Raw genomic sequence first — 13,618 nt, forward strand, 5'->3', positions numbered from 1 at the left:
ACACCCGAACGTTGACAGTCGACGAGGGGGCGGGTCGCGGCCGTTTCCGTCAGGCGGAAGCCGGTCGCGGAACTCGTCGAGGACCTCAGACCGTCGTACGGGTCCGTCGTCCCAGTTCGTCGGAGATCCCGTACGCCGCCCGCAGCAGCGGCTCGCGCAGTCCGCCCGCGCGGCGCGCGTCCCGGGCCGTGAAGACGATCCCCAGGACGGCGCTGACGGGGCCGGTCCGGCCGATGCGGACCGGCGTGGCCACGGCCACCGTGCTCTCCGAGAGCTGCCGGTCGCTGACGAAGACCTGCTCGCGCCGGATCCGGTCCAGCTGGGCGCGCAGCGTCTTGGGGTCGGTCACCGTGTGCGGGGTCCAGGCCCGCAGCGGCGATTCGAGGACCTCCTCCTGGACGTCCCGGGGCGCGTGCGCGAGGAGCACCCGGCCCATCCCGGTGGAGCTGACGGGGAAGCGGCTGCCGACCATCGTCAGCAGCTCCACCGACCGGTGCCCGGCGATCCGCTCGACGAACACCAGCTCGCTGCCCTCGCGGACCGCGAGCTGGATGTTCTCGTGGGTCGCCTCGTACAGGTCCTGCATGAAGGGCAGGGCGACATCGCGCAGGATCTGGGTACGGGGGCACCCCGAGGCGATCTCCCAGAGCCGCAGCCCGACGTGCCAGGACCCGTCCTCGCCGCGTTCCAGCGCTCCCCAGGCCGCCAGTTCGGTGACCACCCGGTGCGCGGTGCTCAGGGCCAGACCCGTGCGCTGGGCGATCTCCGACAGGGTCTGCGCCGGGTGCTCGCGGTCGAAGGCCGCGAGGACCTCCAGGACCTTTCCAGCCGCCGTGCTCCGGGTTGTGCTCACCCGGCAAGTCTCGCAGACCGGCGTTGAGCGGCCCGGCCGGCCGCCGTACCATCTGCCGGACATCCGTACCACCCACCGGACAACAGGAGCGACGTGGAACGAGAGATCACCGGACTGTCCTCGATGGCGACCCGGCCGGTCCTGGCCGAGGTCGCCGCGCACATCCGGGCCGCACACGGGATCCCGGTGCGCTTCGACGCCGCCGGCGGCGTCGAGATCGCCCGCCGGGTCCGCGAGGGCGCCGAGGCCGACGTGCTGGTCCTCGCCGCCGGAGCGCTCGCCGCACTGGAGGCGGAGGGCCACCTGGTGGCGGGCACGGTACGCCCGCTGTGGATCTCCCAGGTCGTCGCCGCCGTCCCGGAGGGCGCGCCCGTGCCGCCCCTCGACGCGGAGGCCGACCTGCGGGCCGCGCTCCTCTCGGCGCGGACCATCGCCTACTCCACCGGCCCCAGCGGAACGGCGCTCGTCGACCTGATCGCCCGGCTGGAACTGACCGGCACGCTCACGGACCGGCTGGTCCAGGCACCGCCCGGCGTCCCGGCCGGCAGCCTGCTGTCCGAGGGCCGGGCGGACCTGGCCTTCCAGCAGCACAGCGAGCTGATGGACCTCCCGGGCGTCGTCGTGGCGGGACCGCTCCCGGGCGACACCGCGATCAGCTCGGCCTTCGGCGCCGCCGTCCTGGCCGCCTCGACCGCCCGGGACACCGCCCGCGAGGTCCTGGAGCTGCTGGCCTCCGACACCGCCTCGGCGACGGCCCGCGCCCGAGGCATGCGCCCGGCCGCGGACGCCTGACGGAACCCCCAGGTCAGCGAGCCCACCACCTACTGGTTCGCCCCCGAGGGTGGCGGTCAGGCAAGATGGGGTGTATCTGCCCACTCACTCTTTGCCGGACGGTTTCTCTTGGCTGAGTTCATCTACACCATGCGCAAGGCGCGTAAAGCGCACGGCGACAAGGTGATTCTCGACGACGTGTTCCTGAACTTCCTGCCCGGCGCCAAGATCGGTGTGGTGGGCCCGAACGGTGCCGGTAAGTCCACCGTTCTGAAGATCATGGCCGGGATCGAGCAGCCGTCCAACGGTGACGCGTTCCTGTCGCCGGGCTACAGCGTCGGCATCCTCATGCAGGAGCCGCAGCTCGACGAGTCGAAGACCGTCCTGGAGAACGTGCAGGACGGCGCGGCCGAGCAGATGGGCAAGCTCAAGCGCTTCAACGAGGTGGCCGAGCTCATGGCCACCGACTACAGCGACGCCCTGATGGAGGAGATGGGCAAGCTCCAGGAGGACCTGGACCACTCCAACGCCTGGGACCTCGACGCCCAGCTGGAGCAGGCCATGGACGCCCTGGGCTGCCCGCCCGGCGACTGGCCGGTCACCAACCTCTCCGGTGGCGAGAAGCGCCGTGTCGCGCTCTGCAAGCTGCTCATCGAGGCCCCGGACCTGCTCCTCCTCGACGAGCCCACCAACCACCTCGACGCCGAGTCGGTGAACTGGCTGGAGCAGCACCTCTCGAAGTACGCGGGCGCTGTCGTCGCCGTCACTCACGACCGCTACTTCCTGAACAACGTCGCCGAGTGGATCCTCGAGCTCGACCGCGGCCGCGCGATCCCCTACGAGGGCAACTACTCCACCTACCTCGACAAGAAGGCCACCCGCCTCAAGGTCGAGGGCAAGAAGGACGAGAAGCGCGCCAAGCGCCTCAAGGAAGAGCTGGAGTGGGTGCGGTCCAACGCCAAGGGGCGTCAGACCAAGTCCAAGGCCCGTCTCGCCCGCTACGAGGAGATGGCGGCCGAGGCCGACAAGATGCGGAAGCTGGACTTCGAGGAGATCCAGATCCCGCCGGGCCCGCGCCTGGGCTCCATCGTCGTCGAGGTCGAGAACCTCTCCAAGGCCTTCGGCGACAAGGTCCTCATCGACGACCTGAGCTTCACCCTGCCCCGTAACGGCATCGTCGGCGTCATCGGCCCCAACGGCGCCGGCAAGACCACGCTGTTCAAGATGATCCAGGGTCTGGAGACCCCGGACACCGGCTCCATCAAGGTCGGCGAGACCGTCAAGATCTCGTACGTCGACCAGAGCCGCGCCAACATCGACCCCAAGAAGACGCTGTGGGCCGTCGTCTCCGACGAGCTGGACTACATCAACGTCGGCCAGGTCGAGATGCCGTCCCGCGCGTACGTCAGCGCCTTCGGCTTCAAGGGCCCGGACCAGCAGAAGCCCGCGGGCGTGCTGTCCGGCGGTGAGCGCAACCGCCTCAACCTGGCGCTCACCCTCAAGGAGGGCGGCAACCTGCTGCTCCTCGACGAGCCCACCAACGACCTCGACGTCGAGACCCTGTCGTCGCTGGAGAACGCCCTCCTGGAGTTCCCCGGCGCCGCGGTCGTGATCTCCCACGACCGGTGGTTCCTGGACCGGGTGGCCACCCACATCCTCGCCTACGAGGGCGAGTCCAAGTGGTACTGGTTCGAGGGCAACTTCGAGTCGTACGAGAAGAACAAGGTCGAGCGCCTCGGCGCGGACGCCACCCGTCCGCACCGTGCCACGTACAAGAAGCTGACCCGAGGCTGAGGTCAGTGGCCAGGCACCTCTACAGCTGTCCCCTACGCTGGTCGGACATGGACGCCTTCGGGCACGTCAACAACGTCGTCTTCCTGCGGTACCTGGAAGAGGCGCGGATCGACTTCATGTTCCGGCTGGCGCCGGGGGACGGTTCCCCCTCGTTCTCCGGCGGGTCCGTCGTGGCCCGGCACGAGATCGACTACCTGCGGCCGCTGGTCCACCGGCACGAGCCGGTGACCGTCGAGTCGTGGGTGACGAAGATAGGCGCGGCGTCGCTGACGATCGCGTACGAGATCAAGGACCCCGACGTGACCTACGTACGGGCGTCCACGGTCGTCGTGCCCTTCGACCTGGAGGCGCAGCGGCCCCGGCGGATCACCGCCGAGGAGCGCGGCTTCCTGGAGGAGTACGTCGACGACGGGATGACGTCCGGGGGAGCGAAGTCCGCCGCATGACCGTGCTCGCACCGCTGCACTTCGAGGACGCCAGGGAGGCGGCGGCCCTCGCCGCCTTCCTGACCCGGCTCGTCCACTACGACCGGGCCGCCGCCGTCCGCCTGCAGGCGGACGGCGGGGCGCTCGCCGTCTTCGGCCGGCCGCCGTCGTTCGAGGTGCTCGCCATCCGTACGGCCCGGCTCGTCGACGCCGTCGGCCTCGACGCCACCGTCTCCGCCGGCGAACTCCTCGAAGGCATCGAGGAGTCGGCGGGCAAGGCGGTCGTCCCGGACTCCGTGACCGGGCCGCCCTGGACGGGCGTCCTCCCGCCCCGGGCCGGCTGGCAGCCGGTCGCCGGACTGCCGGGAACCGCCGAGATGCGCGGCGCGGTCGCCGCCGCCGTCGCCGAATTCCGGGCGCGGGACGAGGAGTTGCCCGAGGGGCGGCGCACCAGGGCCGAGCGCGACCTCATCGGCCGCGAGATCTGGTCCAGGACCCTCGGAGCGACCGGACTGCCGCTGCGGGCCGTGCACGCCGCCCAGTCGCTGGGCTTCCTGCCCCCCGAGGGCACGGAGGCACCGGTCGCCCTCTTCGCCTCCGGACCGTGGCTGCGGCTGCGCACCCCGTACGGCTCGATCGCCCTCCGTACGGTTCCGATGGCGCTGACCGTCACGCCCGGTACGTCCGGGTGACGGAAGGGCCCGGACCGGGGAGCGGTGAAGCCGCGGCCCCCGCGACGGTCGCCCGCCTTCAGGCCGACGGGCCGCTCACCGGTGACGAGCTCAACCTGCTCTTCCACGCGGCCTGGCCCGGACACCGGGACACCGACTTCGGTCCCGTCCTCGCCCGCAGCCTGCTCCGGGTGACCGCCCGCAGCGCCGGGCGGCTCGTCGGATACGTCAACGTCGTCGGCGACGGCGGCGTGCACGCCTTCCTGCTCGACACCACCGTCCACCCCGACGAACGCCGTCGGGGGCTCGGTGTCGCCCTCGTACGGGCCGCCGCCGAAGCCGCCCGGCAGCGGGGCGCGCACTGGCTGCACGTGGACTTCGAACCCCACCTCACCGCCTTCCACGAGCGGTGCGGCTTCCGGCCGACGGCCGCCGGACTCATGCCTCTGGACCGGCCCCTCGGCTGAAGCGCCGCGCCCCCGCCGTGGCCGCCGCCAGCAGCAGTACGGCGAGGATCCCCTGCCGCCAGGGCACCCGGGAGCCCTCCACCGCCGGGTCCACACGCCGCCCGGGGTCGTAGGCCACCCGGACCTTCCCGCCGTCCGGGGCGAGCCGGTGGTCCTCCGAGAGGGACGACGGATAGCCCCCCGGGCAGCGCAGGGCGTGGACGTACTGCACCCTCGTGCCGCCGCCCTCGCCGACCGACGTGGAGTTCTCCTCGGCGACCTTCACGACGACGCAGTCGGCGACCGCCCCGCGCCCGGCGGCCCGGTCCGCGGCCGCCACCGTGAGCAGCAGCGCGGCGACCAGCGCGAGCGCGCCGAAGAGGCCCGCGGCCCCGTCGACCAGGCGGTAGTACGCCACCCCCGCCGCGAGGACGGCCGCCCCGCCGACCGAGACCGCCACCGTCGTGGACGGCGCCGACGCGCCGCCGAAGCTCCAGGCCGACCAGGCGTAGAGCAGCGCGGCGGCGGCCGCGGGAAGCGCCGTGACGCCCCAACTCCGCACGCCCGAGGCGGACATGCGCGCGAACATGGACATGGACCCCACCCCCGTGGGGGGACGCCCGGAGCCCGCTCCCCGGTTGCTCAGTGTTCCGTGTCGTCCGGCCACACCCCGATGTGGTCCTGCTCCAGCTCCAGCGCCACCCGGTGCTCCATGCCCAGGGACTGGGTGTAGTCCGCCGGGAGCTGGAGCCGGCCCGCGCGGTCGAGCATCGCGTACTCCCGCGCCACCAGCGACTCCTGGCCCTGCTCGTCGACCTCGGTGCGGCGCAGTACCTCCGAGGAGGTGCGGCCGTCGCGGATGGCGACCGTACGGCGGACCTCGGAGGCGACCGCCTGGTCGTGGGTGACGATCACGATCGTCGTGCCCAGCTCCTCGTTGGCGCGGCGGAAGGCCGCGAAGACCTGCTCGCCGGTGGCCGAGTCCAGCTCGCCCGTCGGCTCGTCGGCGAGGAGGACCGCCGGGTTGTTGGCGAGGGCGACCGCGATGGCGACCCGCTGCTGCTGCCCGCCGGAGAGCTGGTGCGGGCGCCGGTCGCGGGCGTCCGCGATGCCCAGCATCGAGAGCAGCTCCTCGGCGCGCTCCGCCTTGTGCTTGGCGTGGCCCCGCAACTGCATGGGCAGCGCCACGTTCTGAGCGGCCGTCAGGTACGGGAGGAGGTTGCGGGCGGTCTGCTGCCAGACGAAGCCGACGACCTCGCGGCGGTAGCGCAGCCGCGCCTTGCCGTCCATCGCGAGCAGGTCGCACCCGGCGACCCGGGCCGCGCCGGCGGTCGGCACGTCCAGGCCCGCGAGGATGTTCATGAGCGTCGACTTGCCCGAGCCGGAGGCGCCGACCAGGGCCATCAACTCGCCCTCCTTCACGAGGAGATCGAGCCCCTGGAGCGCCTGCACCTCCACCCCGTCCGTGGTGAAGATCCGGACCAGCCGGTCGCAGGCGATGAGCGCGTCATGGCCGTACGAGGGCCGGTCGCGCCGCGCGGTCGCCCGGCGCTCCAGCTCCTCCAGGGTGGTGGTGTCCGCAGCGGACCCCGCCACGCCGGCCCCCCGGCTCGACGTCCCGGTCTTCGTCATCGTGCGTCTCCTGCCCTGAGTTCCTTGATCGAGCCCCTGCGTCCCGCCCACCAGGCCTGTGCGCCCGCCGCCAGCGCCGTGATCAGCACGACCGCCACGGCGGGCACCAGCAGCGACCACGGGTCCGCCCGCAGCGGGGCGCTGTCCAGCGGGGCGAACCCCGGAGTCGTGGCCAGCGCCAGCCGGAACAGGTCGACGCCGGGGGCGAGCAGCGGCACCGTCGCCCAGCCCACCAGCATGCCGCCCAGCGCGGCGAGGACCGCCTGCGGCAGCGCTTCGAGCCCGAGCAGCCGCCGCCCCTGCTTCCGGGTCAGGCCCATCGTCCGCAGCCGGGCGAGGAGCGTGGTCCGCTCCGGCGCGCTCTGCATCAGGGAGAGCAGCACGGCCACCACGGCGAAGCCGGCGCCCGCGCCGATCGCGCCGAGGTACATCCGCTCGGCGCCCGACTGGAGCGGCGAGTCCACATAGGTGCCGCGCTCCTCGCTGCGCATCGACACCATGAGCGTGGCGGACTTCGACTTCACCGCGGCCCGCAGCGCGGCCCCGTCCTCCGGGCCCGTGACCAGCAGCGCGGTCGGCGACCGGTGGGTCAGGTCGGCGGCGTTGACGACGAGGAAGTCGGCGTCGGGCAGGGCCGGGGTGGCCGACCGGACGGCGACCACCTTCACCCGGAACACCCCGGCCGCCGTGACGATCTCCTGCGGTTCGTCGCCGAGCCGGTCGGCGACGGACGGCGAGGCGATGGCGGGCAGCACCCGCTCGATGTCGGCCGCCGCCTCCTTGCCGCCCTTGCCGGTCGTGGCGAGCAGCCCGGCCGCGAACGGGCCGAAGCCCGTCCGGCTCGCGAGCCGGGTGTACGAGCCGGGCTCGACGCCCACCAGGGTGCCGCTCATCGACGGGGCGGTGGTGCCCTCGTGGGACGGCAGGATCACCCCGTACTCGATCTGGACCGGCGCCAGGTCCCGTACCCCGGGCGTGCCGCGGACCCCTTCCTGGAGTCCGGCGGGCAGCTGGGTCCAGTCCACCGAACCGTCGATCCGCGCGTCCGCGCCGATCGCGCGCAGCGCGGCCCGGTCGCGGGCGTCGGCGACGCCGGCCAGGACCGAGCCGCCGAAGGCCGCCGTGGCGAGCGCGAGGACCAGCGCGAGCAGCGGGAGGGTGCCCGCCGTGGACGAGCGTCCCGCCCTGGCCAGGGCCAGCGGGCCGACGGCCCCGCGCAGCCGGCGCGCGGGCCGGCCGAGCCACCGCAGCGGCAGCGGGTAGAGCCGGACGAGGAGCATGGCGGCGATCAGGCCGACGAGCACCGGCGCGGCGCTCACCAGGTGGTCGCCGGAGTCCTCGGTGCCGCGGATCCGGAGGGATGCCACGGCGCCCACGGCGAGGACGAGCAGGGTGAGTTCGAGGACCGTACGGCGCCGGGAGGGGCGCGCGGTCAGCAGGTCGTCGCGGCCGCCGTGCAGACGCGGCCGGCGGTGCACGACGAGGGCCCGTACCGGCAGCACCAGCATCGCGAGCAGGGCGACGGCGGTGGCGGCGAGCAGCGACGGCAGCAGCGGGATCTCCCCGGCGTCGACGCCGGGACCGGCGTCCGGCGGTCGTACCGTGACCACCGCGAGGGCCAGGGCGAGCGCGGCGGCCGGTACGGCGACCGCCGAGGTCTCGCCGAGCAGCCGCAGTCCGATGCCGGTGAGCGAGGCGCCGCGGGAGCGGATCAGGGACAGTTCGGCGTCCCGGCGGGCGACGAAGAGACCGCCCGTCATCGCGAGGACGACGGCCGCGACGGCGCCGATCCCGAAGACGGCGACGGCCACGACCGGGTTGATCGCGTCGCGCATCGAGCGGAACGAGCCGACGATCGCGTCGAGTTCGGTGGTCACCGCGCCGGTGCCCCCGACGACCTGGCGCAGCTTCACCAGGTCGGGGCCGCCCTCCATCGAGCCGAGCGCGGCACTGAGCGCGTCGGTGTCCCGGGCGGTGAGGTGGTCCGAGGTGGGCAGGTAGCGGAAGAAGACCTCGGGCTCGCCGGTGGTGGAGAGCACGCCCGGCGCGGAGGTGGGGGAGAGGAGCAGCCCCGCCTGCCAGTAGTAGAACACCTCGTCCCGCTTGATGATCGCGGCGAGCACGGGGGTGCGCAGCAGCGGCTCCACGGCCCAGTAGGCCTGGGCGGGGCCGCGCGGCTCCACGATCCCGGTGACCGTGACGGCGATCTGCTCGCCGCCGATCCGGCCCGGTACGTGCACGACGGAACCGGGCTTCAGGTGCAGCGACTCGGCGGTCTTCGGGGTGACGACGGCCTCGGGGGCGTCGGCGGTGCCGGCGGCGAGGCGGCCCGCGCGCAGGGTGGCGTGGGTGGTCAGGTCGGACGGGGAGGAGAGCACGAACTCGGGGGAGAGGCCCTGGGGCCGGGGCAGCCACGGGTCGAGGCCCTCGACCCGCTTGGTCGTACGGACGCCGTGGACGTTCTGCTGGGGGTCGGTCCGCAGCGGGGCCGGGATCAGGGCCTTCGCCTCGTCGTACTGCTTCCGCAGGACGGCCGGGGCGAGACCGGCCTCGCGGGCGGCCTGGGGGAGGTCCAGGCCGGGCGGCGCGGCGGTCAGTTCGAGGACGGAGTTGCGGGGCGCGGCGGTCCGGACGTCGTGCCGCAGGCCCTCGGTCTCGTAGCGGTCCATGGCGCGCGGCAGCGCGGCCGCGAGGTAGGCGGTGACCAGGACGAGGAGGGCGAGCGAGGCCGCGGCCCAGGGCGCGGTCCGGAGCCGGGTCCGCACCCAGGGCGCCACGGGGCGGGCGGGCTTGTCGGACCGGGACGACCGGGACCGGGGCATGTCGGGGGCCTTCCTGCGTACGGAGGGTGTGTCGGGGGTCGCCCGGGCGGGGCTCCGGGAGGCGCCCGTGTCCGGGGTCGCGCCGGGGGGCGTGCCCGTGCCGGGGGCGTCCCCGGCCGGCGTCCCCGGGTTGTCCCCGGCCGGCCCGGCCGGGTTCTCCCCGGCCCGCTTCTCCGGGTTCTCCCCGGTGGCGGCGGACATCAGTTCTCCCCCTGGTGGCGCAGGGTCACGGCCGGGTCGGTGCGGCGCAGGGCGATCACCGCGACCATGGCGAGCGGCAGTGCGGCGACCCCCGCGATCAGCAGGGCCACCTGTCCGACCGGCAGTTCGACGAGGACCGGCGGCACCGGCCGGGCCGCCTGGCCGGTCAGGACCACGAGCGGGACGACCGCACGGGCCAGGACCGTCCCCAGTCCGATGCCGATGAGCAGCCCGATGCCGATGAGCAGGCCCTGCTCGGCGGCGATCAGCCGGGCGAGCCGGCGCTGCGGTGTGCCGAGCGCCCGCAGCACGCCGAACTCGGCGGACCGTTCCCGCATGGCACCGGCCGAGCCGACGGCGAAACCGACGGCGGCGAGCGCCGCGGCGGCGGCCGCGACCGCCATCAGGGCGGCGTTGGGGCCCGCGCCGAGCGGGTCGCCGAGCAGCTCGGCGGCGATCTCGTCGCGGACCAGGACCTGGGCGGGGTCCGCGTTGGGGCGGGCGCGCAGGGCGGCGGCGACATCGGCCGTGCGGCCGGGTGCGACGGTCAGCCACCACTCGGTGGGCGGCACGGTCGAGACCTCGCCGCCCGCGGCCAGGTACCGGTTGACCGAGGCCAGGTCGAGGAGGATCGCACCGCCGTCGTCGGGGGTGGCGACCGCGCTGGACGCGGAGACGGTCCGGGCGCCGGGGCCGGTCGTCGGCAGTTCGTCGACGACGCGTTCCACGACGGCCTTGACGCGCAGTCCGTCGAGGGAGACCTCGATCAGGTCACCGGGCTTCGCCCCGGAGGCCGCCATGAATCCGCCGGTGGCCACGGCCGCCAGCTTGCTGGGCGCCTCGGGGCCGGGGGCGTCCATCCGCAGGGTGAACTCCTCCGAGGGCCAGAAGCGGACGTCGGTGGGCGCGCCCTTGGCGGCGAAGGTCAGGGTGTACGGGGCGGGCCGGCCGCCGGGTCCCGCGGCGCCGGGGACGCCGGAGGTGGGCTTGCCCGCCTGGGACTCGCCGTTCACCGTCTGCCCGAAGGTGTGCGCCCAGGTGGTGAGGACCTGCCCGGGGGCGTGCACCTGCTCGCCGCCGTCCGCGCGGACGACGCCGAACCGCTCGACGTGGAGGGTCTGGGTGCCCGTCCGGCCGTCGGCGACCGTGCCGGTGAACTCCAGGCCGATGAGGGTGAGCCGGCCGGCCGAGCCGCCGCCCGACGCGCCGCCGGGGCCTCCGGCCAGGCCGGCGATGTCGAGGGTCAGCCGGTGGCCGCGGGCGTCGGAGGGCACCGTGCCCATGGCCTGGCGGTACGGGACGCCGTTCGGGTCCTCCAGGACGGCGGTGACCCGGGCGTCGGTGCCGGGTTCGACGAGCCGCAGGTCGGCGGTGAGGGCCCGGGTGCCGGCGGGCAGCTGGAGGCCGGGGCGGGTCGTCGCCGGGGGCGCGAGCGGGGCGAGCAGGGAGCGGGCGGAGACGTCGGCGAGGTCGGGGCGGAGCAGCATGCCGCCGGCGGCGTTGCGGGTGTCCACGGCCAGGACGGTGGCGCTCTTCCCGGCCACGTCCATGGTGGTGCGGTGCACCGGGGCGACCGCCCGGACGCCCGGTACGGCGCCCAGCTGCTCGGTCTGGGTGGGTTCGCCGGGCCCGGCGCTGAGGACGCGGACGGCGGCGCCGGTCCGGAAGTCGGCCTGGTCCCGCTGCGAGCGCTCCCACGAGCCGCTCTGCCCGATGGCCAGCATGCCCATCGCGACGGCGAGCACGAGGAGGAGGACGGGGCCGGCGCCCCGCAGCGGCCGGCGGCTGAACTGCCAGCCGGCGAGCGCGGCGGAGAGCCCGCGCCCGGCCGCCGCGCGCCGCTCGGCCAGCTTGGCGGCGGGCGGCAGCAGACGCAGCGTCAGGACGGTGCCGGCGAGCAGGGCGAGGGCGGGCGCGGCGATGAGCACCGGGTCGATGGACCCGCCGCCGGACTCGTCCGCGCCGAGCGTGCCGCCCGTGGCGGCGGGGCGCTGGAGCTGCCAGTACGCGACGGCGGCGACGGCGAGCAGACCGAGGTCGGCCCCGGCCCGGACGGGACCGGGCAGCGAGGACGAGCGGGCCTTGCGCAGGGAGACGCCCGAGCCGTCCCCGGCGGCGAGCGCGGGGGCGACGACGGCCGCCGCGCAGCACAGGGCCACGGCGGCGGCGACCAGCCACACCGAGGCCGAAGGCGTGGTGTCGAGCTCGACGCCGAGCGAGGAGAGCGCGGACCGCTCGGCGAAGAGCCGGGTCAGCGGGCCGGAGAGCAGCGGGGCGGCGAGGGCCGCGGGCAGCGCGAGCAGCAGCGCCTCGGTGGCGGCGAGGCCCGCGATCCGGCGCCGTGATCCGCCGCGGGCGCGGAGCAGCGCGGTCTCGCCGGAGCGCTCGGTGCTGAGCAGCCGGGCGACGAGCAGCAGGGCGTACGCGGCGAGCAGCACCAGCTGCACCGCGACGATCAGCACGGTGGAGCGGGAGACCAGCAGCGACCGCTGGGTCTGCTCCAGGACGGTCGGCAGGGAGGTCGACGCGGAGATCGTCGTACCGAAGGCCTCGGCCTTGGTGCCGGACGCCAGGTCCTTCGGGCCCTCCGTGGCGCTGGTGCGCAGGGCGTCCATGCGGTCGGTGGTGAAGCCGGTGAAGTCGGCCGAGGCGAGCCAGGAGGTCTCGCCGGTGCTCAGGGCTCCGGCGGTGAGGACGGCCGGGTCGACGAGCAGCGGCCCGTAGGTGGTGAACGCGACGGTCCGCACCCCGCGCCCGCCGGCCTGGTCGAGCTGCCAGTACAGGTCGTGGGTGTCGACGGGCCGGTAGATGCCGGTGACCCGGGTCTTCACCCGCCGGTGGTCGAGCCGGTCGGAGAGGTCGAGGACGGTGCCGGGGGCGACGCGCAGCCGCCGGGCCGCCTCCTCGGGCAGCGCCGTCTCCACCACGCCGGCGGTCCGGGAGGCGGACGGCCAGGCGCCCTTGACCAGGGAGAGCCGCGAGCGGTCGAGCGCGGCGAAGTGGGTGAGGTCGGGGTCGCCCTTACGGGCGGCGGGCGGCTGGAGGGCGCGGGGCAGCGCGTACGGCCCGGAGCGTTCGAGCCGTTCCACGGTCACCGGCAGCCCCTCGAAGGTCCGCCGGGCCCCGTCCTGGACGGCCGCCTCCGCCGAGTCCCGCTTGGCCGGCAGCACCTGCCCGCTCACGAGCAGCGAGGCGGCGGCCGCCGAGCGGCCCCGCAGACCGGCCTGGAGCGCCGCGTCCCCGATCGCCCCGGAGAAGGAGGCGAGGGTGGCGAGCACCGAGGTGGTCAGGAGCACCGCGAGCAGTGCCGCGGCCAGCAGCAGTCGGTGCGCCCTGACGCGCAGAAATACGAACCCCGTCACCCATCCCCCTGGCCACCCTGATCACGGTGCGCCCGTCGAACATTTCCCGAACGCTCCCGAAACTTCTCTCGGATGCTTTCAGAGTGCACACGCCGCTGGAAACCGCTTGCGGACCGACCTTGATGCGATCGTGACCGTTATTCGGGGTTCCGTCTCCGGAATGTGTCCGTCCGTGACCGGGGGAGGGCTCAGCCGGCCGAATTCACCATCGACCCCGCCGCGTACGTCAGATAGCGCCACAGCTCGCGCTCGTGCTCCGGGGCCAGACCGAGCTCGTCCAGAGCGGTCCGCATGTGCAGCAGCCAGGCGTCGTGGGCGGCCTGGTCCACGGTGAACGGGGCGTGGCGCATCCGCAGCCGCGGGTGCCCCCGGTGGTCGCTGTAGGTGCGCGGGCCGCCCCAGTACTGCATCAGGAAGAGCACGAGGCGCTCCTCGGCGGGACCGAGGTCCTCCTCCGGGTACATCGGGCGCAGCAACGGGTCCCCCGCGACGCCCTCGTAGAAGCGGTGGACCAGACGGCGGAAGGTCACCTCACCGCCGACCTGCTCGTAGAAGGTCTGCTCCTGCGTGGTGTCCCCGGGAATCTCGTTCACCGTTCCATCGTCTCAGATGACCCGTCCTAGGACTTGGGGTCCAGGACC

Annotated in this window: 11 protein-coding genes; 5 read left to right on the forward strand and 6 right to left on the reverse strand. The window is 74.4% G+C overall.

Annotation, left to right across the window (positions count from 1 at the left end):
* Positions 1–85 precede the first annotated feature (85 nt).
* A complete protein-coding gene (locus tag ASD33_RS14430; RefSeq protein WP_056558747.1) occupies positions 86–853 on the reverse strand; it encodes an IclR family transcriptional regulator in 768 nt (255 codons plus the stop codon).
* 93 nt (positions 854–946) lie between these two features.
* Here ASD33_RS14430 and ASD33_RS14435 point away from each other — a divergent pair, with 93 nt between their 5' ends.
* The 5 genes from ASD33_RS14435 (at position 947) to ASD33_RS14455 (ending at position 4,981) form a co-directional block, all read left to right on the forward strand.
* A complete protein-coding gene (locus ASD33_RS14435) occupies positions 947–1,645 on the forward strand; it encodes a substrate-binding domain-containing protein (RefSeq protein WP_056558751.1) in 699 nt (232 codons plus the stop codon).
* A 108-nt stretch (positions 1,646–1,753) separates the two neighbouring features.
* Positions 1,754–3,418, forward strand: a complete 1,665-nt coding sequence (gene ettA / locus ASD33_RS14440) for an energy-dependent translational throttle protein EttA (protein WP_079044775.1) — start codon at positions 1,754–1,756, stop codon at positions 3,416–3,418.
* A gap of 5 nt (positions 3,419–3,423) precedes the next feature.
* Positions 3,424–3,864 carry a thioesterase family protein gene (locus tag ASD33_RS14445; RefSeq protein ID WP_079044776.1) on the forward strand — a complete coding sequence of 147 codons (441 nt, stop codon included), beginning with the start codon at positions 3,424–3,426 and terminating at the stop codon, positions 3,862–3,864.
* A complete protein-coding gene (locus ASD33_RS14450) occupies positions 3,861–4,535 on the forward strand; it encodes a hypothetical protein (protein WP_056558756.1) in 675 nt (224 codons plus the stop codon). The genes ASD33_RS14445 and ASD33_RS14450 overlap by 4 nt, the downstream gene beginning before the upstream one ends.
* On the forward strand, positions 4,532–4,981 hold the full coding sequence (locus ASD33_RS14455; RefSeq protein ID WP_056558758.1) for a GNAT family N-acetyltransferase: 450 nt from the start codon (positions 4,532–4,534) through the stop codon (positions 4,979–4,981). The genes ASD33_RS14450 and ASD33_RS14455 overlap by 4 nt, the downstream gene beginning before the upstream one ends.
* Here ASD33_RS14455 and ASD33_RS14460 read toward each other — a convergent pair.
* The 5 genes from ASD33_RS14460 to ASD33_RS14480 all read right to left on the reverse strand — a co-directional run bounded on the left by ASD33_RS14460 (position 4,953) and on the right by ASD33_RS14480 (position 13,570).
* Positions 4,953–5,555 carry a hypothetical protein gene (locus ASD33_RS14460; protein WP_056558761.1) on the reverse strand — a complete coding sequence of 201 codons (603 nt, stop codon included), beginning with the start codon at positions 5,553–5,555 and terminating at the stop codon, positions 4,953–4,955. The genes ASD33_RS14455 and ASD33_RS14460 overlap by 29 nt on opposite strands.
* Positions 5,556–5,602: 47 nt before the next feature.
* Positions 5,603–6,592: an ABC transporter ATP-binding protein gene (locus ASD33_RS14465; RefSeq protein WP_056558764.1), complete on the reverse strand. Its 990-nt coding sequence runs from the start codon at positions 6,590–6,592 to the stop codon at positions 5,603–5,605.
* Positions 6,589–9,414 carry an FtsX-like permease family protein gene (locus ASD33_RS14470; protein WP_056561385.1) on the reverse strand — a complete coding sequence of 942 codons (2,826 nt, stop codon included), beginning with the start codon at positions 9,412–9,414 and terminating at the stop codon, positions 6,589–6,591. Before ASD33_RS14470 ends, ASD33_RS14465 begins: the two co-directional genes overlap by 4 nt.
* Before the next feature lie 200 nt (positions 9,415–9,614).
* Positions 9,615–12,977 (reverse strand): FtsX-like permease family protein, encoded by a 3,363-nt coding sequence (locus tag ASD33_RS14475; protein WP_056558768.1) that lies wholly within the window; start codon positions 12,975–12,977, stop codon positions 9,615–9,617.
* A gap of 188 nt (positions 12,978–13,165) precedes the next feature.
* The gene (locus ASD33_RS14480) at positions 13,166–13,570 is read right to left on the reverse strand and encodes a globin (protein ID WP_056558771.1); all 405 of its coding nucleotides are present in this window, start codon (positions 13,568–13,570) and stop codon (positions 13,166–13,168) included.
* Between the last annotated feature and the right edge of the window lie 48 nt (positions 13,571–13,618).

The organism is Streptomyces sp. Root1304, assembly GCF_001426405.1.
Classification (GTDB): Bacteria; Actinomycetota; Actinomycetes; order Streptomycetales; family Streptomycetaceae; genus Streptomyces.